21 protein-coding genes are annotated in these 23,186 nt (G+C 46.8%); 12 read left to right on the forward strand and 9 right to left on the reverse strand.

The features are described from left to right. Window positions 1–39 precede the first annotated feature (39 nt). The 4 genes from ACJJI1_RS19065 to ACJJI1_RS19080 all read left to right on the forward strand — a co-directional run bounded on the left by ACJJI1_RS19065 (window position 40) and on the right by ACJJI1_RS19080 (window position 5,564). Window positions 40–1,329, forward strand: a complete 1,290-nt coding sequence (locus ACJJI1_RS19065; protein WP_444957646.1) for a DSD1 family PLP-dependent enzyme — start codon at window positions 40–42, stop codon at window positions 1,327–1,329. Window positions 1,330–1,420: 91 nt separating this feature from the next. Beyond that, on the forward strand, window positions 1,421–1,846 hold the full coding sequence (locus tag ACJJI1_RS19070; protein WP_444957647.1) for a hypothetical protein: 426 nt from the start codon (window positions 1,421–1,423) through the stop codon (window positions 1,844–1,846). A 428-nt stretch (window positions 1,847–2,274) separates the two neighbouring features. Further along, window positions 2,275–2,994, forward strand: coding sequence for a hypothetical protein (locus ACJJI1_RS19075; protein ID WP_444917077.1), 720 nt, complete (start codon window positions 2,275–2,277; stop codon window positions 2,992–2,994). A 1,574-nt stretch (window positions 2,995–4,568) separates the two neighbouring features. Then, window positions 4,569–5,564 (forward strand): alpha/beta fold hydrolase, encoded by a 996-nt coding sequence (locus tag ACJJI1_RS19080; protein WP_444957648.1) that lies wholly within the window; start codon window positions 4,569–4,571, stop codon window positions 5,562–5,564. A 644-nt stretch (window positions 5,565–6,208) separates the two neighbouring features. Here the strand turns inward: ACJJI1_RS19080 and ACJJI1_RS19085 are convergent. Beyond that, window positions 6,209–6,841 carry a hypothetical protein gene (locus tag ACJJI1_RS19085; RefSeq protein ID WP_444941817.1) on the reverse strand — a complete coding sequence of 211 codons (633 nt, stop codon included), beginning with the start codon at window positions 6,839–6,841 and terminating at the stop codon, window positions 6,209–6,211. 361 nt (window positions 6,842–7,202) lie between these two features. Next, complete coding sequence (locus ACJJI1_RS19090; protein WP_444957649.1) at window positions 7,203–8,111, reverse strand: LysR family transcriptional regulator; 909 nt, start codon at window positions 8,109–8,111, stop codon at window positions 7,203–7,205. Window positions 8,112–8,262: 151 nt separating this feature from the next. Between ACJJI1_RS19090 and ACJJI1_RS19095 the strand changes: the two genes are divergently transcribed. The 3 genes from ACJJI1_RS19095 (at window position 8,263) to ACJJI1_RS19105 (ending at window position 10,838) form a co-directional block, all read left to right on the forward strand. Further along, entirely contained in the window at window positions 8,263–9,273 is a 1,011-nt protein-coding gene (locus tag ACJJI1_RS19095) for an NADP-dependent oxidoreductase (RefSeq protein WP_444957650.1), read from the forward strand. Between the two features lie 263 nt (window positions 9,274–9,536). Next, window positions 9,537–10,193, forward strand: coding sequence for a DUF6962 family protein (locus tag ACJJI1_RS19100; protein ID WP_444957651.1), 657 nt, complete (start codon window positions 9,537–9,539; stop codon window positions 10,191–10,193). A 51-nt stretch (window positions 10,194–10,244) separates the two neighbouring features. Next, complete coding sequence (locus ACJJI1_RS19105; protein ID WP_444957652.1) at window positions 10,245–10,838, forward strand: cytochrome b; 594 nt, start codon at window positions 10,245–10,247, stop codon at window positions 10,836–10,838. 268 nt (window positions 10,839–11,106) lie between these two features. Here the strand turns inward: ACJJI1_RS19105 and arsJ are convergent, their stop codons facing one another. The 6 genes from arsJ to ACJJI1_RS19135 all read right to left on the reverse strand — a co-directional run bounded on the left by arsJ (window position 11,107) and on the right by ACJJI1_RS19135 (window position 17,438). Beyond that, window positions 11,107–12,354: an organoarsenical effux MFS transporter ArsJ gene (arsJ, locus tag ACJJI1_RS19110; protein ID WP_444957653.1), complete on the reverse strand. Its 1,248-nt coding sequence runs from the start codon at window positions 12,352–12,354 to the stop codon at window positions 11,107–11,109. A 120-nt stretch (window positions 12,355–12,474) separates the two neighbouring features. Beyond that, the gene (locus tag ACJJI1_RS19115; RefSeq protein ID WP_444957654.1) at window positions 12,475–13,479 is read right to left on the reverse strand and encodes an ArsJ-associated glyceraldehyde-3-phosphate dehydrogenase; all 1,005 of its coding nucleotides are present in this window, start codon (window positions 13,477–13,479) and stop codon (window positions 12,475–12,477) included. A gap of 84 nt (window positions 13,480–13,563) precedes the next feature. Continuing rightward, window positions 13,564–13,908: a metalloregulator ArsR/SmtB family transcription factor gene (locus ACJJI1_RS19120; protein ID WP_282932732.1), complete on the reverse strand. Its 345-nt coding sequence runs from the start codon at window positions 13,906–13,908 to the stop codon at window positions 13,564–13,566. After that, the gene (locus tag ACJJI1_RS19125) at window positions 13,905–14,333 is read right to left on the reverse strand and encodes an arsenate reductase/protein-tyrosine-phosphatase family protein (RefSeq protein ID WP_444957655.1); all 429 of its coding nucleotides are present in this window, start codon (window positions 14,331–14,333) and stop codon (window positions 13,905–13,907) included. Before ACJJI1_RS19125 ends, ACJJI1_RS19120 begins: the two co-directional genes overlap by 4 nt. Before the next feature lie 98 nt (window positions 14,334–14,431). Further along, window positions 14,432–15,247, reverse strand: coding sequence for an exodeoxyribonuclease III (gene xthA, locus ACJJI1_RS19130; RefSeq protein ID WP_444957656.1), 816 nt, complete (start codon window positions 15,245–15,247; stop codon window positions 14,432–14,434). Window positions 15,248–15,338: 91 nt separating this feature from the next. Next, window positions 15,339–17,438, reverse strand: coding sequence for a carboxy terminal-processing peptidase (locus ACJJI1_RS19135; protein ID WP_413665723.1), 2,100 nt, complete (start codon window positions 17,436–17,438; stop codon window positions 15,339–15,341). A 545-nt stretch (window positions 17,439–17,983) separates the two neighbouring features. Here ACJJI1_RS19135 and ACJJI1_RS19140 point away from each other — a divergent pair. From ACJJI1_RS19140 to ACJJI1_RS19155, 4 genes are all read left to right on the forward strand, one after another. Further along, window positions 17,984–18,565 carry a TetR/AcrR family transcriptional regulator gene (locus tag ACJJI1_RS19140; protein ID WP_413665724.1) on the forward strand — a complete coding sequence of 194 codons (582 nt, stop codon included), beginning with the start codon at window positions 17,984–17,986 and terminating at the stop codon, window positions 18,563–18,565. 335 nt (window positions 18,566–18,900) lie between these two features. Further along, entirely contained in the window at window positions 18,901–19,467 is a 567-nt protein-coding gene (locus ACJJI1_RS19145; protein ID WP_444957657.1) for a carboxymuconolactone decarboxylase family protein, read from the forward strand. Window positions 19,468–19,607: 140 nt separating this feature from the next. Continuing rightward, window positions 19,608–20,342 (forward strand): SDR family oxidoreductase, encoded by a 735-nt coding sequence (locus tag ACJJI1_RS19150; RefSeq protein WP_444957658.1) that lies wholly within the window; start codon window positions 19,608–19,610, stop codon window positions 20,340–20,342. Window positions 20,343–20,368: 26 nt separating this feature from the next. Next, entirely contained in the window at window positions 20,369–20,926 is a 558-nt protein-coding gene (locus tag ACJJI1_RS19155; protein WP_444957659.1) for a thioredoxin family protein, read from the forward strand. Between the two features lie 166 nt (window positions 20,927–21,092). Here ACJJI1_RS19155 and ACJJI1_RS19160 read toward each other — a convergent pair whose 3' ends face one another. Continuing rightward, window positions 21,093–21,629 (reverse strand): lipocalin family protein, encoded by a 537-nt coding sequence (locus tag ACJJI1_RS19160; RefSeq protein ID WP_413665728.1) that lies wholly within the window; start codon window positions 21,627–21,629, stop codon window positions 21,093–21,095. A 217-nt stretch (window positions 21,630–21,846) separates the two neighbouring features. Here ACJJI1_RS19160 and ACJJI1_RS19165 point away from each other — a divergent pair, with 217 nt between their 5' ends. Further along, window positions 21,847–23,106 carry an FAD-dependent oxidoreductase gene (locus ACJJI1_RS19165; RefSeq protein ID WP_444957660.1) on the forward strand — a complete coding sequence of 420 codons (1,260 nt, stop codon included), beginning with the start codon at window positions 21,847–21,849 and terminating at the stop codon, window positions 23,104–23,106. Window positions 23,107–23,186 lie beyond the last annotated feature (80 nt).

Raw genomic sequence — 23,186 nt, forward strand, 5'->3', positions numbered from 1 at the left:
AACGCTGCTCAGCAGTGAACCCTCAAAGAGGAAAGCACAATGGATATCAAGCGACGAAAGCTAATACTAGGTGGGGTCGCATTAGGAGCGGTGGCAGGTGTCGCCGTTCTTCGCCCTAAAGCGCAAGGGCAGGGAGGGCACAGCAAATACTTCTCCAGTGTTTCTAAAGCTCTGGATAATGCTGGCTTTTCTGGTCCCACATTAGTCATAGACTTGGAAAATCTGCAAAAGAACGCCGATATATTAGCCGGCCACCTCAGAGGTCACTATGACTACCGGGTAGTGGCTAAATCTTTGCCCTCGCTAAACCTGCTGGATGCTATTACTCAGCGAACAAATACCAATCGCATCATGGTATTCCAGCTGCCATTTTTACAGAAACTGGTTAAATCTTATCCAGCGAGTGATATTTTACTGGGTAAACCTCTGCCGATTGCTGCGGCAAAGGCCTTTTATTTTGGCACTAGGGCGGAGCATTTTGATCCTACGCGGCAGTTACAGTGGCTGGTTGACAGCCCCCGCAGACTTAATCAATACGCCGATCTGGCGCGATCGCTCAAACAATCCTTGCGAATTAATATCGAGATTGATGTAGGCCTACACCGGGGTGGCATTGCCAGTGCGGAAGATCTCTCCACGATGCTTGGTATCATTCAGCGGGAACCCTATTTGGAATTTTCCGGTTTTATGGGTTACGACGCCCACGCCGCAAAAATGCCAAGTGTTCTCGGTGGACCTGAAAAGGCAATCACTCGGGGGTTGGATATTTACCAAAGCAGGGTGGAGCAAGCTAAGATCCAGCTGGGAAGTGCATTCCCGAAGGCGGCCACTTTGAACGCTGCCGGTAGCCCAACCTACCAACTGTACAAATCCCGAGCAGACCGGGCTCCCTGTAACGAGATTGCCGCTGGCTCGTGCCTGGTTAAACCGGTGGGCTTTGATATTCCCACTCTGTCTGATCATTTACCAGCGGCGTATATCGCAAGTCCGGTATTGAAGAAATTGTCACAGACACAGATACCCGGCATAGAAGGGCTCACCGGACCCTTTAGTTGGTTGAACCCAAATCGGGAGCAAAGCTTCTTTATATCTGGCGGCTATTGGAAGGCGGAGCCAGAATCACCAAAAGGTCTATCGATCAACCCCATCTATGGCCGCTCCAGCAACCAAGAAATGCTGAATGGCTCAAACAAGGTACTGCTGAATGAAGACGACTGGGTCTTTCTCCGGCCCACACAGAGTGAGTCCGTGTTCCTGCAGTTTGGTGATATTGCGGTCTATAGCAAAGGCGAGATAGTGGATCTCTGGCCGGTAATGAGTAATTCCTGAGGATTCAACCCCTGCTACGGGGTAAGTACAAATTTGTTTAATAGATGTACTGACCTTAGTGGCGGGCAAACAACAAGTCTTGGAGATATTGATGATCTATGAAGTTGTTTTGGTGTTAAACACGATTTGGTTTCTGATGGGATTTAACGTTTTCTCTTTGAGAAACTATATATTTGCGAAGTTACTGGTACCCAGGGAACAAAGGGATACCCCCGTATTTAATATCTTGGCAGAATCGGGAAAATTTCTGGGTGGTTTTAACCTGTCGTTGGCGCTACTCAATATCCTACTGCTAATCAGCCCCTCAGTATTTGCTACGGATGTACAACGCGCTACGTTGCTGCTGGTGTTTGCTGTCACTCACGGAACACAGTTTATTTACAATGTCCCGGTAGCCCTACAAAACCGAAAAGGTGAAGGGCCGTGGCAAGTTAAAGGCGTGATGCGTTTTATCTTTATCACTGACTTTATAATGATGTCACTGAATCTAATAGCCGCACTTTGGATACTCCTCTAAATTTTAAACCCTATGAAATTCGGTCACGATGCTTGTTGTGGCCGATAATGATCAGCATGCCAAATCAGTAGTGAGAATGTCATTGCTAAAGTCGATGGGCGAACTTTAATTTCTACAGAAAATGTCGGCGTATAATGTCTCTATGGCAGTTGTTGGGTCAAACTAAATAGGTACCCAATGATGTGTCGGCGGTGTTTATATTGGTTTTCGCCGGAAAAAATTTGAATCATTTCTTACGGCGCAGTACACAGGTGATTGTGTGCTCAGGATTGCTGATATTATATTCAGGGCATGGGAGGGATTGTTAGTTTTCCCCCAATTCGACTATTTGCTTATCTGATTTCAGGCGGATAATTTCCCTCGCTTTCCAAGTTTATGAGTTGACAACTAGTTGCTAACGGAATTTCCTCAATTATAGGGGCGACATAATGTACTTTAGAGTTAGTTCTGCGGGGTATAATATTTCAGGCGATATTGAATGGTTTGCGAGCTCTAAGCCATTCAATCCTCCGCAAGGGATTGTGCATAGGTCACTGCATAACCAAGCAGGAGTTATAGGTCCATTGCCAGGAGATATGGCTCGCTCTGCTATGGGGCTAATTAGCGGTGGTTTGGGAGAAATAATTGGGGATCGAGATTCTGGACTGGGGCGCAGCTGGGAGAGACTTCACCTAATTGGAGTAAGCGCGGGTATTTTACATGAACGCCGTTACTCCAATTACAATACGATCATTGGCAGTCATGGTCTCAATACTGCGATGATCCCCTTTGAAGGTATTGCGAACTGGGTCTTAAATCAAAATCGTAAATTTTTCTACATTGTCAATGTGGACAAACAAAAAGTACTTAACTTTACGGATCGAAATGGAAATGTCAGAGTAGAGTCTGTACCCACGAAACTCCGTCAGGCCATCACATATACATCGGAACTGGACCCTAATATTTGGATTACCATACGACAAGAACACCATGACTCTCGGACGGCAAGTTTAGCTGATAAACAATCTATTGATTACAGTGCAAGTATTACTGATGAGCTGAAAATGAAGAAAAGTAATTGGGAGCGTATTCGGGGTCGAATAGCCGCCATTGATCAACAGATTATAGATTGCCAAAATAATGCTCGCTGGAATCTGATAGACCTTTGACTTCTTGCTGATAATTATGTTGGAAAAAATAAGCTGACTATATAGTTTGTGACTAATTATGGTAACTTGGCGAATTAAGGTGGCCCGATTCTCTAGAGAATAACTAGATTAATGAATTAGTATAAAAGGGGTTTATATATTGCTTCACTGCGCTTATCCAAGTAACCGATAAATAGCGAACTAAATGCCGATATTTTAATGGCCACTCTTAGAGTCACCTTCCTTGACTTAAGTGTTGAGCAACATGCGACTCAGTGGCGTGATAGGATAGCTAATAAGGGCCGCTTACTGGACTTAGTAGGTATCTAAAATTAACCAACCAAGTAGTACTTAAACTGGGTATGCAAATACCTTATATATGTTAGACAGAATAGTATGACCAAATATCAACAATATGTTAATATTTTCATGAATTCCTAGAATGCTTATAGGTAGCCTACGAGCATCTGGTAGTAATTGAGATGGATAAGGGCTGGCGATGTCGTACGATCCTGTGACCTGGTTCAGGATATCGAAAAGCTCATCCATGAAGTATCATTTGGGTTTACTGAGTATGAGAATTCTAAAGATTTTGGTCATATCGGGCTCGATTCTGTTCACTGGTTGTACAGTTTTTCTTGGAGAGCCGGACACTAGAGTTAAGCGATTTGGTGATTGGGAGCTTTGCACAAAGCTGGCCGATAAAACTTTTAAATATCATTCTCAATGGCACTGGGCTATAGCCAATGAGATTAAGGCTAGGGACCTGGGGACTTCACAGCGATGTAAGTCAACGTATACCGCAAGGATGAATCGTTTTACAGCTAGGAGCGTGATTAAGTCTGTTTCATTTGAGGATGCCTTGAACCATAATTTTGAGTAATTCCAATACATGCCAGCTATCAAGCGTCCTTTATTTGTAGTTGACGATGGCTGGCAATACCTGCCACATGGACTTGTGTACCTCTTTCAAATCAAGTTACTTAAAAGCTTGATTGGATAGTATTATCAAGCCTTATACTGGAGAATAGGGCTGTATTGTTGTTTCAATAGCACCCAATAATAGCTTCTTAGGCAGTAGGAAAAACATGACCCGGATGGCATAGCTGTGCCGGGCCTTTAAGTTATCAATTGACGACGGGTCAGCTTTATCCTTTCATTTATTCAGGCCTATAGCTTGATTTCATGATGCTGTGCAGGTAGAAGCCATCTTTCTAGTGATTGACAAGCTTGCTTTGGTATTCTGCTTTACGCTAGTTTGATTAGCAATGGATAGAATGGTTGACCTATATATTCACTAGGAATGTCTTTTTTCGCTTTTACTTATTCCAGTAATGGGTTAGTTGTGTGCATTTAATCAATTATCGTTGGATGGTAATCTATTTTATGAGTAGGGTTTCAGAGGTGTTCTGGTAAGGTTGCCCTTTGATGTTATGAGGCTTGAATTTACTATTTATCTTTGAAGTAATTCAACTCGACTCTTTTTCCTATATCTTTGACATATAACTGTGAGACTCTTCACAAAAGGTAGTGTGCCACCTAATGGTACTTCAGCTCATTTGCCTAAGAATATAGTTGATATGGTGATTACATCGATGTTTAAGCATGCCCGATTGGTTCTTCTATTTGTTGCCTTGCTTTCCAATATGGCGGTTGGACAGCAAGTAAATGATATCCAGAGTATTAAAAGTAATGACACAAATTTGTATGTGGAAGTTGCAGGGCAAGATGAAGGCAAGCCTTTGTTGCTATTTTTACATGGCGGGCCTGGGGATGTGGAGTTGGGGTTGGTTCCATTTCAGGTAAAAATTGGGAAAACTCTGGAAGATGATTATTTAGTTGCCTATATGCATCAAAGAGGGGCAGGGAAATCCCCTGAAGTTAAGGAAGATACCTTAACGATTGATAATAATATTGAGGATGTGCGCAATGTAGTTAATTTTCTCCGGACCCATTATAAAAAAGACAAGTTTATTCTGATTGGCCATTCATGGGGTGGTGCTTTAGCTGCTCTTTATGCAGGAAAATATCCAGAAGAATTAGCTAGCATAGTATTTATTTCCTCATTCCAAAATGGAAAGGTTCAGTCTAAAACAAGCCTTGATGCAACCCTAAAATGGGCAATGCAGGAAAATAATGAACATGCAATGCACGAATTGAAGCAATATCAAGAGAACCCAGGAGAGAACCATCTTTTACTCGCAAAGTGGGCAAGTAGGGCGAATGATGGTATCGCAAACGGGGTGGATATTCATGGCTTTATAGCAGATCAAAAGATAAATGAGCAGTTTCCTGGGTGGCAACAGAAACGGGGAAGCTTGGCAGATAAAATGGAAAGGGAGCTTCAGGCGTTAAATGTTAATGCTGAAGTCGATAGCTTGGAGATTCCAGCATTATTCATGGTAGGTGAAAAGGATACAATAACCACTCCTTCTCAAGTTAAAGATGATTTTGCGCGATATCGTGGGCCAAAGTGCCTCACTATACTTAAAGACAGCCATCATCTTCCATTTTTTGATGCCGATGAAGAACTTGGTGAAACCTTACTGCAGTTCTTAGAGAGTGGTCGTTGCTCGAAAACAGTTATTTAGCTAACTAGATATTTATAGCGCATTTTTTATCAGAGTTAGACACCTGATATAAGAGTTATGTTAAGGAGCCTCTGAATAACTCCGTAATGCCTCTGCGGGACTTGAAGGCTGCAGATGTTAGGCGCAGCTCGCCGCGAATGGCCGTAGCCCTTTGCAAGAGCTGCAACGCAGCAGCTGTGGCCTTCAAGGCCCGCCCTTCGGGGCTTGCGGAGCGATTCACACTCCGCGTTGCGACTTCTTGAAAGGTCTAGACATTCCTGCGAAGCCGCGCCTTGATTGTGAACCGCTCTGCATGCCAGAGGTATCACGGAGTTATTCAGAGGCTCCTTAATTCTGCATTCTCTTTCAATGTATTGATCGACACCCTCATTATACTGATGAGGGTGCTCACAAGTCTAAAGGGGGAGTAGGCATTATTTGATATCTAGATCACCCATCTCAGTGTTGATGGCATTTAGGGGAATTTATTCAATAGTATAGAAATTGATAGGGGATCTACTACCAAGAGGGAGTTTCGCTAACTCATTCTAATACTGGTAATGCAGTTTCCATTATGGGGGCAATGGGGGCAGCCGCGACGATTTTTTCGTGCGGCTCTATTCGAGTAGATTTCGGGGCTGAGCTTAGATTGTTTGTTGCAAGAATTATGTGATTTCGAAAAAGCCCAGCAGCTCATCCTTACGACCGATATTTTGCGTATAAAATGCCCACTGGTCGTTTCCATCTCTCACCCCGAATACCCGTGCACAAGTATCGTAGTATGAGGTACCAAGTTTTGCTTGCTTTTTCTTGAAGCTTGCTCCTTTTCTACCCCCTTTGGGGCCACCTATTGAGAGTCTCCTCTCCTTGGTTGCATCGGGAGTTTTCACCATCTTCTCCAACTCATCTCTTTGTTCGCTCCCCTTGATGGTCCCCCCCTGGGAAACATCACCTGCAACATGGATAACCGTTACACTTTTGCTTTGGTCGTCATGGTACTTGAAGGTCATTCGACAATTGCTGAGATGGGAGGTGAAGAAGTATGGGGGGCTTTTACTATCTAGGGTTACAGGCACAGCTTGTTGTCGAGCCCAGGTGAGGTATGTTGCTTTCTTGCCAGAATCTCCGCTTTTTACCATCATGATTTTATTGGGTTTTACAAATTCAAAATCAAACTCAGTTTCGTAGGCTCCTGCTTTGTTATCGAAGGCCTCCGTATTAAAATCAAGTTCATAGGTTTTGAAGGCTGATTCAATGTCTTTTTCTAATAAGCTGATGAAGTCTTCATAACTTGGCATGGCTCAATCCTTATGTCGCCGGCTGTTCTGATATAAGCGGTTTGACTTGGTTTTATCAGTGCTAACTCCTCCATTTAGTTATTCATAGTTAAAGGTACTTTTGGCATGATTTCTACTTTTCAAACTAGCATGCCTATCAATATGCCTCCAAATAAATCTAAGGGAAGCTTGAAGCAGATCAATTTTTAGTTTTATGAGGTCTTTATATGTCCACAGGGTGCGGGATATAAGCTTGTAGCCGAATATAAATTTTTTCGAACAATAAAGAGGGTGGAGTGCTTTTTTTAACGGCAGATTTGTTCAAGCTAGTATTATTGGTCCATATAATTTAAGTAGCAATGCGAAAAATTTTGATATTCTTCTATCGTTCATTCAAATTTTCATAGATAAAATCTACGCAAAGCTTTATTTTGGGAATTTGGTATTTAGTACGCTCATACAAAAGAAATACTCCCAAATCGCCACCGGGGCTGACTGAGACTTTGCCCTCGAAAGGAACATGTACCAGTTCCCCTGTATCTAAAAAGTTGCAAATACTCCACGAAGGTACGCAGAACATACCGCGGTGATTGAGGGCGGCTGCTGTTAATGCCTTACCGTTATTACTGATAACTTTTGGGTTCAATTTGAGCGGTTCCCAGTGTTCGCCATTTAGCATGTACCACTCAATAACGCCACGCGGACCTCGGTATTGCAATGTCGCAACTGACTCAATCGCCGACTTATTTAAGGGGAGGTCATGCTCCAACTCGTCGATAAACTGTTGTGTAGCCACGAGGGTGAACTCATTATCCGATAGGCGTTTGGCAATAACATGCTCATCCGGGGCAAACCCTCCGCGAATCGCAATATCAACGGGATCTTTCCCTAACTGGGACAGGTCATCGTTATAGGTTAAGTCGAATACGATATTGGGGTAATGTTGGGCAAACTTCTCAAGAAGGGGGGTTAAATGCTGCTCTCCATAAGTTGGGAGACAGCTGATGCGTATCAGACCGTTGGGCGCTTCAAATGTCTGGCTAACCAGTTCATCAGCCTGTTCAAGCTGGCGAATTGCTTTACTTATCATCGAATAGTAGAGCTTGCCGAGCTCAGTAACCTTGACTTGGCGGGTACTGCGTTGCAGTAACTCCACTCCTAAGGACTGCTCCAGATCTTTTACGCGGCGAGAGATTGATGAAGTGGGAACCTCGAATTCCTCAGCAACTGCAGTAAAGCTATTCAGTTCTACCACCCGCTTGAAGTAACGCAATGCTCTGATTTTGTCCATAATCAACTTCTAACTGTCTGTCATCGGCTCAAAATATTCCCCATTATTGCCAAAATGACAAAAGACTTATACCTATTACCACCTGTTTTTATGCTCGCAGTATGGGCACTATCGCTTTCAATGTTTGTTGAATCGATTGTTAGGATGAGCAATGAAAGCTTTGAAAATGACTCGCTATGGGGATATTGATAGCAGCCTGGAGTTTCAGTCAGCTGAGGTTCCCACCCCCAAGTCTGGTGAAGTTTTGCTTCGGGTGCATGCGGCTAGCGTAAATCCAGTTGATAACATGATGTTGCGGGGGGAGCTTAAATCGGTACGAAAGGAAGTATTTCCGGTTGGTATTGGCCGGGATGTCAGCGGTGAAGTTGTAGCAGTGGGGAATGATGTTGCTGGATACAGTGTAGGGGACCTGGTGTTTTCCAGGGTGGGGGAGGATCATGTGGGCACTATTGCAGAATATCTCACCGTTAGTGCTTCCCACTTGGCTGCAAAGCCCGAAAACTTGTCACACAGTGAAGCGGCGGGTATTCCGCTCGTTGGGCTGACCTCCTATCAGTCTTTGATCAAAGTTGCGGGTTTGAAGTCCGGCGAGAAAGTGCTGATACATGCAGGCTCAGGTGGTGTTGGCTCTATGGCGATCCAATTGGCGAAGTCTGTAGGCGCCTATGTGGTGACTACAACAAGTAGTGCGAATGTGGAGTGGGTGAAAGCACTCGGTGCCGACCTTGTTATTGATTATAAAAAAGATGACTACCGGCAATTACTATCTGATATGGATGTCGTGTTCGATACTTTGGGTGGCCAGTATGCTTTGAATGCATTTCAGGTCCTGAAAACTGGTGGGCGTGTTGTCTCTGTTAAAGGGGCTTTAGATCCGCAGACAGCTGAAGAGCTTGGGCTAGGTTGGTTGCTTCGCAAGCTAGTGGCGCTTAAGTCTCGAAAGCTAATGAAGGTAGCGAAGGACAAATCTGCGCTCTATCGAATGGTTATTATGGAAGCTAATGGAGGACAGCTGAGTGAGTTGGGGGATCTGTACCGGCAGAAGATTCTTTCTCCAGTAATAGACAAGATCTATTCTTTAGAGCAAGGCAAAGAAGCTTTTTCATATCTCGCTTCAGGACGCGCTAAAGGCAAGGTGATTGTATCAGTTATAGCCAGTTAATAAGAGTTGAAACGATCAATAAGTGTCAGTGCCGCCTTGAGATATAATGGCGCGCTGGCTCTTGTCTGTCTCTGTGCTTTTTAAACTTTGCATCTACCTCATTATTGAGGTTGCACTAGAGAAATTGATATTATTGAGTTTTCGTAGATGACACACCTATGTTCAATTGATCTTCAGAAAGTCTGATATATTGCTATAAAGGGTTACGATCTGGGTCGGATAGAGAATGTATATGAAAGTGTGTCGACTATATTCGAAATAGAATGACTCTAGTACATGGCGAAATAGACCTATTAACTGCAATTACTAATGTCGGGCTGGCTCTGGTCGCATTTATTGGCGCCCTTTATTTGTTGGTGTTTGTAAGGAGGAAGCAGTGGAAAAGAAGTATTTGGCTTATTTTTTTCACTATCATGTTCATAGCCTCATTAGTGGCAGCTATCTATCACGGGTTTGAAATCCCTCCATATTTTCGAGTTTGTTTATGGTATGGAGTGCTTGTTTTACTTGGTTTGCTGATTTCTTCTTTTGTTCTTGCGGTTAGTGTAGATTTGGTGAATGAAGATTTTTCCAAAAGAGCCATTTTGCCAGTATTATTTATTTTTCTGATAGTTTTTGTTTTCTCGTTTTCACTTAAAGATAAAATTTTTGCCTTTGCTGTTTATCAGTTTTTAATCAGTGCAGTGGCTTTTATAGGGTATTCTATATTAGCCTTAAGGAGACAAAGCTCACCGCGTGGCAGTTGGTTTATGGCACTTGGCTCGATAGTTAGTATTGTTGCAATGGCTGTCCAGTTAGATGGAAGTTTATCAGTCAGTATCATTTGGGACCTTGATCACAATATTATCTATCATTTTGTCCAAGCGTTTGGTGTTGTACTCTTTATTTTGGGTTTACGTAGATTCTACTCGGAGAAATAGTAGGCGAATTGCCGATAGAATATAGTTTTCGGAAGTGGGAAAGAGATAGGAATGAGCCTGAGAAATCAACCTGACAGTTACGGTTCAGTAGCCAAGTGGCTACATTGGTTAACGGCCTTATTGTTTTTGGGTTCCTATATTTCAGTCTACTACCGCCAGTGGTTTACCCAAGAGGAAACACCGGCGAATTGGACTGCCTTGCAGTTACATCTATCTATTGGTGTCACCATTGGGGTGATCGTCATCCTAAGAATCGTATGGCGTCTCACTAATCCGCCACCGCCATTAGAACCAGGTAGCTCCCTGGAACATTTGGCCGCTCATACCGGTCATGCTCTTCTCTACTTGATTATGATCGTCGCTCCGCTAACAGGGTATATCGGCACAGGTGTGGATACGGATTACTTTTTCCTGTTTGAAATTCCTAAGTTTGAGAGCACCCAAGCCTTTGTGGCGATAGTTCAGGATCGGATGGGGATGACATTCGAACAGTTTGAGAAGCCGGTCGATTTTATCCATAAAGAGATCCTGGGGGAGTGGGTGGTTTGGATCTTAATCCTGGGGCATGTAATGGCCGCTCTATATCACCACTACATCAAAAAGGATCGGACTTTGCTAAGAATGACCGCGACTAGGAAGTCATAGTTCTTGTGATAGTTTTGGCAGAAAGTAGTGGCAAATAGGCATTGAGTGCCAAATCCAGACATTTTAATCTCGAGTTTTTGCAGCTCCTGTGGAGCTGTGCACTTGGACTTGAGGTGGGTGTTATATGAGGTATTTGGTCCTTGCTTTGATTCTATTTCAAATGGGGTGCATACCTGAGTCCAAACTGTATCGAATCGCGCAGGTCGAAATGGCCCCTCAGCCTACTTGCCAGCCTTCGCTGGCAAGTAGCACTCATGCTGCTATCGGATCAGCTCCTACTTAAGCTGCCAACCTCCTGAGCCCCGGTTTTGTGTCTGGGCAAACCCAGTGAAACCAGTGCGGTCAACAGCAGAAAAGCGCTGGAAATAAGTAGGCAAGCCACCAACCCCTGAGTTTGGAATACCCACCCTGACAGCAGTGTCCCTAGCAATCGCCCAGCTGCATTTGCCATATAGTAGAAACCCACATCCATAGAGACGCCATCTTCCCGAGCATAAGCAACTATCAAGTAGCTGTGTAAAGATGAATTTACGGCGAAGAGTACAGCAAACATCAAAAGTCCACCTATTACGGCGAGCTGTGGGTCCACCCCTTTGTGTAATGCGATTGCGATTAATGCGGGCACTGAAATGAGCGCTATTGCCCAGAAGAGCGCGGTTCGCCCATCCGGAGCCTGGGCTGAACGTGCCGTCGTGACCTTTGGGGCCTGGGTTTGCACTATGCCGTAACCGATCACCCAGGATGCCAGGAAGGCACCTACCTGCCAGTGGCTCCAACCGAACTGGCTGGCCAGGAAAATCGGTAGGGCAATAACAAACCAAACATCCCGGGAAGCAAACAAGAGTAAGCGCGCGGCTGACAATATGTTGACTGCGGGACTCTTGGAAAAGATATCTCTGAATCGGCTTTTTGCTTTGGCTTTCCCTAAGTCCCGCTTAAGAAATTTGAGACTCAATATCCAAACTATTCCAAGAGCTAGGGCCATCGATGCAATCGCGCCCTGAAAGCCAAGTGCGGCGAGTAGGGCACCGCCGAGAAAGAAGCCCAAGCCTTTTAGCGCATTTTTCGAACCGGTAAGAAGGGCGACCCATCGATATAAGGTGCCACTGGCCTGATCGGGCACCAGTAACTTGATTGAGCTCTTCGCACTCATTTTATTCAGGTCTTTGGCGATACCGGAAAGGGCTTGGGCGGCCATAACCAAGGGGACCGAGAGATACTGACTGGGTGCCAGCAGCATGGAAAGAGCAACAACCTGTAAGGCCAGCCCCAAATTCATGGTCCGGTTGAGTCCAATCCGGGCACCGAGCCAGCCGCCGATAAGATTAGTGACTACGCCAAAGAATTCGTAGAAAAGGAAAAGCAAGGCTATTTGCAAAGGGCTGTAGCCGAGTTCGTGAAAGTGCAGCAGCACCAGCATGCGCAGAGCGCCGTCAGTCAAAGTAAATGCCCAGTAATTGCCTGTTACCAGAAAGTATTGGCGCACTGGCGACGAAAAATTGTGAAGAAACTGCATGATCTTGTTCTGTGTACTGCTACTTACTAAAAGCAGGAGGAAAAAATATGAGCTCATGGAGAGGCGTACCCCTCAGGTGCAGTGTGTTCTTTCCTTCCGGCCCCGTTGTACTTTGGCTGCTTAGCCCATGGTGCCAATCATTCGAGCCAATTCCGCCGTGCGGTTGGCGTAACCCCATTCATTGTCATACCAGGCGTAAACTTTTACCTGGGTGCCGTTAACGACCATGGTCGATAGAGCATCGATAATGCTCGATCTGGGGTCGGTTTTGTAATCCACAGAAACGAGGGGCCTTTCCTCATAGCCGAGGATATCTTTTAGTTCACCCTCTGCAGCGTCCTTAAATAACTGGTTTACTGCCCCTGGGGTAGTGGCGGTTTCCACTTCGAAAACACAATCGGTAATGGATGCGTTGGCTAGGGGAACACGAACTGCGTGGCCGTTTAGGCGGCCGGACAACTCTGGAAAGATGGTGGCAATAGCTGTAGCTGAACCTGTTGTTGTGGGAATCAGGCTGGCACCACAAGCACGGGCTCTGCGCAAATCTCCATGGGGTGCGTCGAGGATAGTCTGGGTATTGGTGATATCGTGAATAGTGGTGATTGAACCGTGACGAATACCCAGGTTTTCGTGAATAACTTTTACTACTGGAGCAAGGCAGTTAGTCGTACAGGAAGCGGCGGTAATAATCTGGTGTTTGTCCGGCTGGTAAATATGTTGATTCACTCCAAGGACAATGTTCGGAACTCCAGCCTCTTTAACTGGTGCAGAGACCAACACCTTCTTTACCCCTTGATCCAGGTAGGGTTGAAGAAGTTCGGTAGTTTTCATTTTACCGGAGGCCTCTACAACCAGGTCACAGTTTTTCCAATTGGTATCTGCAATAGCGGTATTGCGGCTACAGGTTATTGTTTTGCCATCAACCTGAATTGTGTCATCAACGGCTTTCGCCTCTCTGTGCCAGCGCCCGTGTACAGAGTCAAAGTTGAGCAGGTGGGCGAGTGTGGTTGCATCACCGGCAGGATCGTTAATCTGGACAAACTCAACTTCAGGCCAATCCCAGGCAGCGCGCAGTACCAGCCGGCCAATTCGGCCAAATCCATTGATCCCAATTTTGATGGTCATTGTTAATTTTGCTCCGTTTCTGCCAGGCACATATGAAAAATCATATATATCTGGATAGTTTAAATCTTAGGTCGGCAGGCGGTATCAGCAGCACAGACTTGTGCGCTCTGGCCGGTCTCCCATTTGAATCAGGTTGTTGAGGTCTTCGGTAATAAAGTGCTGGTTCGCCTGTAAGGTGTCGAACAGTACAGACTTTGCCCAGGCATTTAAGTCCGGGTTGATTCGGTAAAACACCCACTGCCCCTGGCGGCGGTCTTGAAGCAGGTCTGAACTTCTCAGCAAGGCGAGGTGCCTGGAAATTTTCGGCTGGCTCAACTCGAGGGCTGCCGTTAGCTCGCATACGCAAAGCTCCTCCTCATGGGCAATAAGGAGCAATGTGCGTAGCCGCGTATCATCGGCCAGGCATTTGTAAAACTGTACTGGGTTCATGCCGCTCTTTTTCGTAAATCCGCCTCGGCTTGGGCCAAGACCAGTAGTTTGATGCGAGTGCTCAATTCACGTGCCGTGGTGTAAAAAGGGCAGAAGCAGTGTCGCTTTGTCGGTTCCTTAAAATTCCAGGCAATCATCTTGTCAACTTTTGGGGAGGGTACGTACTCTTCCCGGCTTTTGTCGCAAAGTGTGATGACCAGGTCAAAAGGTTGGTCAGCTACATCTTCTACAACTTTGGGAATGAGTCCCTCTGTTGAAACCCCCAGTCGCTCCAGTGCTTGCCGAGCGCGCGGGTCCACTGTATGGACATTGGTTCCGGCGCCAACGGCTTCGTACGAGTTGCCTCCAAAATGCCGCAACAGTGCCTCAGCCATCAGTGAGCGGGCAGAGTCCCCAGCGCAAACAAACAGAACACGCCTTTTCATTGGAGGGCTCCATTTGGCTTTTTAACAATTATATATGGAAAACCATATATTCATAGTCTTAAAAATAGCCCACTGAACCAGCGGGCTGTAACCTGTGCTTATAGCTTAAACTCGGCCCATACAGGCGCGTGGTCTGATGGGCGTTCCATAGCTCGAATATCGTAGTCCACGCCAGTCCCGACACATTTTTCCAGAAGAGGGTTGGTGGCTAGAATCAAGTCGATACGCAGGCCGCGTCTGGGCTCGCGATCGAACCCACGGCTGCGGTAGTCGAACCAGCTGAATACATCGTCTGTTTCTGGGTTTTGTGCGCGGAAGGTGTCGGTGAGCCCCCAGCCTTCAATTTTTTGAAGCCACTCGCGTTCTTCTGGAAGGAAGCTGCATTTGCCATCGCGCAGCCAGCGCTTGCGATTGGGTTCACCAATACCAATATCCTGGTCGCTGGGTGAAATATTCATATCGCCGATAACCAATACAGGCGCTTCGGGCTTACACGTGGTTTGCAGGTAGGTGTCCAGGTCGGCGTAGTACTTTTGCTTTGCTGGGAATTTAACCGGGTGCTCGCGATTTTCACCTTGCGGGAAATAGCCATTGATAACGGTGAGGGGCTCAGGACCACCGATATCAAACTTGCCGGCAACCATACGGCGCTGGGCGTCGCTGGCATCGGTTGGGAAACCGTATTCGCGATCAATAAAGGGCAGGCGTGAGAGCAGGGCAACGCCGTAGTGTGTTTTTTGGCCAAAATAAATCAGCTCATAGCCCAGGTCTTTTATCGCATCTACTGGAAAATCTTCGTCGGTGACTTTGGTTTCCTGTAGGCCGATGATATCGGGCTGATGGCTGTCTACCAGGGCCTGCATCTGGTGCAGGCGAGTGCGAATACTATTGACGTTAAAGGAAACAACCTTCATCTCTTCCCCCAAAATAAAAAAGGTCGGGCTAGCCCGACCTAAGAGTTAGTTCGCGGACCGGGCGCACGCCGCGCCCAGTGCCTATCAGTATTTAGAAGTTGGCAACTTGGGGCGGGGCCTTGCTGGCCTTATCGGCCAGGCCGATAAAGTCCGCCATTATATAGCCCGCTTCATTCAAAATTGGATCTTTTTCCAACTTGATCTCTACAGGACCACCAATGTTAGCCACCTCTTCAGATTCGCTTTCTTCGTATGCCTCAAAGTTCTCGTAGGGTTCAAGGCCTTTAGCTTTGCGGCGACGGTTTTCCATATCCAGCAATCGCTGATTAACGGACTTGCGCTCATTCTCTCTAGTTGATTCATTGAGAGAGACATACTTCTTGTCAGCCCGCTCGGCGTCGAACTTGAACTGATCGCGCAGGAAAACAAAATCTGGATCTGTTTCGGTGCGCTTGTTGTGCTTGGTAATCAAGTTCGGGATCAGCATCTTCAAGTTGAAATACTTCGCATGAGGCACAGCGTGGATACGGTCCCAGGGCAGGGCAGTATCGTAAGCACTCTCCCCCACATTTTCGGCATCAATCAACTGTGGCATATCGATGTCCGGCTTCACACCCGCATGCTGTGTGCTGTCTCCGGAAACCCGGTAGAACTTGGACTGGGTAATTTTCAACTGGCCTTCCTTCAGGGGAGCCATAGTTTGCACAGTACCCTTACCAAAGGATTGGTTGCCCACTACCAGGCCGCGGTTGTAATCCTGGATTGCACCGGCAAAAATCTCGGATGCAGAGGCGGATAAGCGATTAATCAATACCATCAGCGGCCCGCGGTACATGGCGCGGGAGCGCGAGCGGTTATGGCGGGAAATCTGCTCATTGGCATGACGGATCTGCACAACAGGGCCCTGATCAATAAACAAGTCTGTGAGCATGGTGGCTTCTTGCAGTGAACCACCGCCATTGTTGCGAAGATCCAGAATAATACCGTCAACCTTTTCCTCTTTAAGCTCACTCAGCAGACGGGCAACGTCTCGCGTGGTGCTCTTATAGTTGGGGTCGCGGCGGCGATAGGCATCGAAGTCGATATAGAAGGTCGGCAGGTTAATCACACCGATCTTGTAATTCTTACTGCCGTCAGAGAATTCAAACACTGCCTTCTTGGCCGCCTGATCTTCAAGCTTCACTTTGCTGCGCTTGATCAAGATAGTCTTATGAGTGCCGTCACCACCAGTGGGGATGGTTTCCAGGCGAACATAGGTACCGGCCTTGCCGCGAATCAAGTCGACAACATCATCCAGGCGCCAGCCCACTACATCGACCATTTCGCCTTCTTTATCCTGGCCAACACCCACGATTTTATCGTTGGGCTTGATCTTGCCAGTGCGATCGGCTGGACCACCGTGTACCAGGCGAGCAACTTTGGTGTATTCCTCGTCTGCCTGCAGCACAGCACCGATACCCTCCAAGGAGAGGGACATGCTCATATTAAAGTTTTCCAATGAGCGCGGTGACAGGTAGTTGCTGTGTGGATCGTAGAGACGAGTCAGTGAGTTCATATAGAGCTCAAATACGTCGTCGCTCTTCTGCTGCTCGAGACGCTTCTTTTGGCCTTTGTAACGGCGCACAAGAAGGTCTTGGATTTCCTCATCGGTTTTACCGGTAAGGCGCAGATTCAGGATGCTGCTCTTTAAGCGCTTACGCCAAAGCTCATCTGCAGCGCTGATCGAGTTGGGCCACTGGCTTTCCTCCCGATCCAGCTCAAGGGTCTCTTCCCGAGAAAAGTCATAGGCGGGCAGGCCTTTCTCTAGTTGGGACAGGATGTTATCTAGCCGGTCGCCCATACGCAGGCGGAAACGGTTGTAGATACTGAACCCAGCGGTGACATCACCAGCGCGAAGCTGGTCATCCATCTCTGCTTCCCACGCGCGGAACTCATCGATATCAGAGGCGAGGAAGTAACTTTTAGTGGGATCGAGTGCATCGATATACTCGTTCCACAAGTTCTCGGACATTTCGTCGCCGATTTTGATTTTGTTGTAGTGCAGCATTTCAAGCTTGCTGACTATCTCTTGTGCAGTACCACCTTGACCCTCTTCGGGGGCTATTCGCTCTGGCTCTGCCAGAACACTTGTGGAAAGAAGGCCAATGACCAAGAAGCCGGAAAAGTAAGCGGCGATCCGATTGGTAAGCATAGGGAGTCTCTTTATACGTCCTACTTCATAGGCGTCCGGCCCTTATGGCTCGGCGACCTATAGCTTAGGACAAGTATAAAGGCTGAAAGCTCCAAAGGGCATGAAATACCTCTAATCAGAGATGGATCTTTTTCTTTAACACTGTATTTAGCAAAATAGCTTTCCTATTGAGTGTAAAATTGAGGCATTTTTTCTCGTTTTGAAGGCTTGAGTATGTATGGTCATCATAACTATTGTGTAACTGCAACTGTAAAAAAGCGTTAAAAATAAGCAATTTGACTAATAGGTCAGAACCACTTTGATGACTTTGAAGGCTTTTAGGGTCATGAAGTTGCACCAGTTGCCACTTTATTAATTCGAATGAGCGCTCCTCAGCTAGAAGTGTTGCTCCAATAATCAATGTGACCGCAAAAATGGTGTTTTGATTTCGGAGCAATAGGCGAATATCGGGCGAGTGCCAGTATCTGTATCTGCGAATCGTGTTTTTACCACTTGGTCCAAACAGTGGTAACATGGCCAGTAGATTTGTTTGAGGTAAGGTGCTTATGCCTTGGGAGAAAAGTTTCGATGTCGATAGCGCAGTTGATAAAGCGACGGAAGCCTTTTGGAAAAAAGGCTTTGAAGCGACTTCTCTGGCCGACCTGCTCAAAGCTACTGGGCTGACTAAAGGGAGCTTTTATAATGCCTTTGGCAGTAAGAAGCAGCTTTTTACCCTGAGTTTACTCAAGTATGAGAGAGAGCAGCGGCGCGACGTAATGGCCCGGCTTGAGTCGTTGGAAGATCCTATCGGCGCTATCAGTCAGCTTTTCGACTCCCTAATTGAACAAAGCCTTGCAGATCCGGAAAAGAAGGGCTGCTTTTTGGTTAATACCGCACTCGATATGCCTAACCTGGATAGCGATATTGGGGATGCTGTAAAAAAGGGCTTGCGGGATACTGAGTCATTTTTTGCAAGGCAGGTTCGCCTGGGGATAGAGAAAGGTGTGATATCTGATCGAGTAGACCCGGAAGTCTGCGCCAATAGTTTACTGACTCTGTTAGTCGGCTTGCGAGTGTTGGCACGTGGAGTTTTTAATAAGGAAAGCCTCTCCAGAATTAAGGTACAGGCATTAGACTTGCTGCGTTGACCTGATCTTTCTTCTGGCGTTGAAAGCTCTTCGTAGGGCCTTGGCGCCGTCCTCTCGGTTGCCAGGGTTGCACTGTGATTTCCCTCTCCTGACCTCCATTGATCCTTCCTGTCAATTTTGCATTGGATAGGGCTTCATATTTTTTCTGTTCATTCTCAGCAGGCATTAATGCATAGCAAATAGTTATATAAATCATCTTTACCGATCGGTACAAACTCATTAGCATTGTTTGTAGCAATCGGTACATACAGTTTACAGGGGTGTCTCCCCTTATTTTTTAACCAGGTTTGGACCGATCGCTACAAACAAGTGAAACTATCTAGTTAGGAAATATGATGGCTACTTTCAAGACTCACACGATTGAATCCGCTCCTGTTGCTGCTCAGCCTCTTCTTGCAGGCGCTAAGAAATCGATGGGCTTTGTGCCCAATCTATTCGCAACTATGTCAGAGGCCCCCGCATTACTTGAGGGTTATACGACCTTGGCGGGAATTTTCGATAAAACCAATCTTTCCGAGACAGAGCGCCAAATCATCTTAATGACAAACAACCGCCTGAACGGGTGTCGTTACTGTATGGCTGCTCACACATCCATTTCCCAAATGGCCGGTGTTGAAGCGGAAATAATTGAAGCATTGCGTAGTAACACACCGATTGCAGATGAAAAGCTTGAGGCATTACGTACATTTGCTGCGGTAGTGAATGAAAGCCGTGGCTGGCCGACAGAGGAACAAGTTAGCGCTTTCCTTGCTGCTGGCTACACGGAGCAGAGCGTACTGGAAGTGGTTCTAGGTACCGCTTTAAAAGTTATGTCGAATTATACAAACCACATTGCCGAGACCGCCCTGGATAGTGCCTTTGCAGTTAATGAGTGGACTCCCGAAGGAGACACAGTGGCCTGATTTCTGGCCTGGGCTTGATTGGCCATCCAGCCCTCACTGAGGAGACATGGGGTGGCCATCAACAATTCGTAGCGGAGCCCGCAACTGTGTTGCGAATCGAAATTTGAATTTATTCGGCTGAAGTGACTGAGGTATACGAAATGACTCTTCAAGCTAGCAATATCACTGCATTAATCACAGGGGCAAATCGAGGTATCGGCAAGGCCATTACAAAGGGGCTATTGGATGCGGGCGCGGTTAAAGTGTATACCGCTGTTCGCGACCTAGCCTCGGTGAGGCAGCTCGCTCAAAAGTATGGTGAAAGGGTCGTCCCCATTGAATTTGATCTTTCACGTGAAGAAACCATTCAAAACGCTGTAAAGGTTGCCGGTGATGTCAATCTGGTTGTCTCTAATGCGGGCGTAGTGAAGCTATCGACACCCTTGGACGATGATGCTGTGGAGAGCTTCAAGTATCAAATGGAGGGCAATGTTTACCCACTGATAAACCTGGCCAAAGCGTTTGGCCCTGTTTTGAAATCTAATGGTGGGGGTGTCTTTGTCCAAATGAACTCACTGGCATCCATCAAAAATTTTCTCCCATTTACTGGTTACTCCGGCTCAAAGGCGGCTGCCTATGCAGTAACTCAGGGTTTGAGGGAGGCCTGGGTCGAGCAGGGGACTCAAGTTATCAGTGTTATTGCTGGTCCAATCAAGACGGATATGGCCGACTCCGCAGGCATGGGAGAGGGAGCCCCTCCAGCGAGCATCGTATTCGATGGCATTATGAAGGCACTAACAACGGGTGATTTTTTTGTTTATCCAGATGAGATGGCTCAAGAGGTCGCAAAAATTTACGCTCCCTTTGCCAAGAGCGTACTTGAGATCGAAAGCTAACTTAGAACCCAAGAGAGGATCGGGCAATGTTACTAGATACACCAGTATGTGATTTCGGATGGAAAGCCCCAGACTTTACCTTGAAAGACCCTGACGGCAAGAGCTTTCGAATGTCGGACCATCTGGGAAGCAAGGGGCTGTTGATTGCATTTATCTGCAATCACTGCCCCTATGTTCAGGCGATTGCAAATCGTTTAGCTGAAGATGTGCGAGAACTACAAGGGCTGGGCATTAATGTTCTGGCCGTTATGTCAAACGATTATCGCGATAACCAGATTGACAGTCCTCCTTATATGGCGAAGTTTGCCCGAGACCATGGGTTTACTTTCCCCTATTTGGTTGATGAAGATCAGTCCGCAGGGAGAGCTTACCAGGCGGTATGTACACCGGACTTTTTCGGGCTGAATAAGGATGGAGAGCTCCAATATCGAGGTCGCATCGATGATGTGGGAATGGGAAATCCGGCTGGCCGAACCAGGGAGCTGGTCAATGCAATGAAGTTGATCGCAGAGACTGGGGCAGGGCCGGAAAAGCAGCTGCCAAGTATGGGGTGCTCTATTAAATGGAGTGGTAACTATAACTGATATGGGTTGCTAGCTGACAGGAATGCTTTGGCGAACATAAAGCACACAAAGATATAAGAAAAAACATTAATATAATGAGCTAACCTATTGATTATAAAGAATTAATAAAAAGTTAATTTGGTTTGTTAAGTGGCGGGTGCCAGAAGTGTGACACCCGCTTTCTTGTTTACTCAGTAAGCTGGCGGGTCATGATGATGTGGTCAATGTTGTAACCATGCTTTGTAACTGCCAGGTCTAGTAGATAGTCTGTAATAGCTTCATCCAGCTGGGGGGTGCGGCTTAACAGGTAGAGGCTGGAGCGGTCTGGATCACCAACGAGTGACCACTGATAGCCAGGATCTAGCTCTAGTATCCAGTAGTCGCCGGCAGCTTTACCCTCAAAGAAGGTGATAGCGAGTTTACTGTTCGTCTCATCAATGGGGACTCCAGTGCCCTGAACACTGATCGGGAACCCATATTTTGGGTGTAAGATTCGACAAAAATTGAAAACGCTGATAGATCCATCATCATTGAGGCCGTAGTCCGCTGTTACCGCAGTACAAGCCGGCTGGAAAATTTGCGGTAGCCGGGCAATCTCATACCACTTGCCGAGATACTGATTCACATCGACATAGGGAACCGTTTCCAGTTCATCATCCGCCAGAACGGCCTGGGTACTGAGTGCAAACAGTACAATCCCTATACCTCTCAATAAACTCTTCATTTCCTCGCTCCTTGTGTTCGCAGTTTTTTAGGCCGCCAGCTTCATAGCTGAGCGACAATCTCTTTACGAGGATATAACTGGAACGGATTAACCAAGTTCTGTGTTTGATCTGAATTTCAAAAAAGTGTCACCTAGGTGAATGAGCTGAGGTCCTAGAAGTTGACAGAAGGCCAGCCTTTGCTAAGTGGTGATAGATAGGATTTGTTTGAGGCTGACCATGGCTAAAACGGTAGACGTAGACGTCCTGGTATTAGGGGGCGGAATTCAAGCGATTTCATTGTTGCGAGAGCTATCAACAGATTTTTCTGTGCTGGCAATAGACCAGGGGTTAGACGATGCCGAGTCGTTACACTTTCATGGCTATTTCTCCTCAGGTTGGAATGCGGCACACCCAAGTGCGGCAAAGGCTTACTTAAAGGCCGCACAGTTTTGGTGCACACAACTGGAGAGCGATGGTGTTGATAGCCACATAACAGATTTCTATGCCGCGCTTCCCCGAGAATTTTTAGATACTGTCGAGCCCAACTGGATTGCGGCGGGTATTCCAGTGGAAGAGGTGCCGATTCCAGCTCCACTGGTAACAACTAGCTTGCCGTCGCATCAGTGCTTTCGATTTGCTGATGACCTTATGTTTGACGGCGCTGAAGCCTATCGACGTTTTAGTGCTCCTGTTAGCGAGAAGCTGGTGAAAGGGAGTATCCGAAGGTTCGACAAAGATAGTGGTGGCGTGACTGAGGTCTCTGCCGATATCAATGGTAGCTCCCACCAAATACAACCCCAGTTGGTTCTCTCAGCATGCGGGGCGGGCAATGCAGCAATACTCGAAAGTCTTGGAGTGCCAGCTCAAGGAGTGCGGGATAGCCAAGTTGTTCGGCCCCTACATATGTTGCTGGCTAAGGGTGCTAATACCCCTCCAATCTCAGCCTTCCTGATGGACATGGTAGTGGCATATCACCCGCAGGAAAGTGGAGAGGGACTTTGGATACTCACCCTCAATCCAGAGCACCCCAGGTTTCGCTCTGGTGTGGTTGATATGAGGGTGGCCCCGCCCATAGAGAGGGCGTTAATCCGGGATACCCTGGATAGATTGGCAAATTGTATGACCGGGTTTGAGGATTGGGCAGCCGGCTGTCATTGGGGTGTTTACGCAGGTTGGAAAACTGACGCTCCAGGGCCGGATGGGGATGCTCTTGTGCAGTTAAACTATCCGCGTCCATACCACATCCACAGCTTTGATATAGCCAATTTCTTGGCGGTTTGGCCGAATCACTGGGGTCTCGCCGTGGAAGCTGCAAAGGAGGCCGGGAAATGGGTTCGCTCAAAAGCTAAGCCTCGGCATCCCCAGTCTGAAGTGATAGGTAGCTTGCTGTCGCAGTCAGTTGGTCATCAAGCTATTTGTAATAAATGGCAAAGCGACGAGCTGAAGTGGCACTCTTGGGCTGAGTTTGTCCAGAAAATGGGCCTGCCAATCAGGTGATTTGCTTAGTATTTCAGCGTCGATCCATCAGCCTATGAGTCCAATAAGGCGATATTAACAACGTATTTCGCTTGCAAAGA

Source organism: Microbulbifer maximicatervae (SeqCode), from assembly GCF_052467065.1.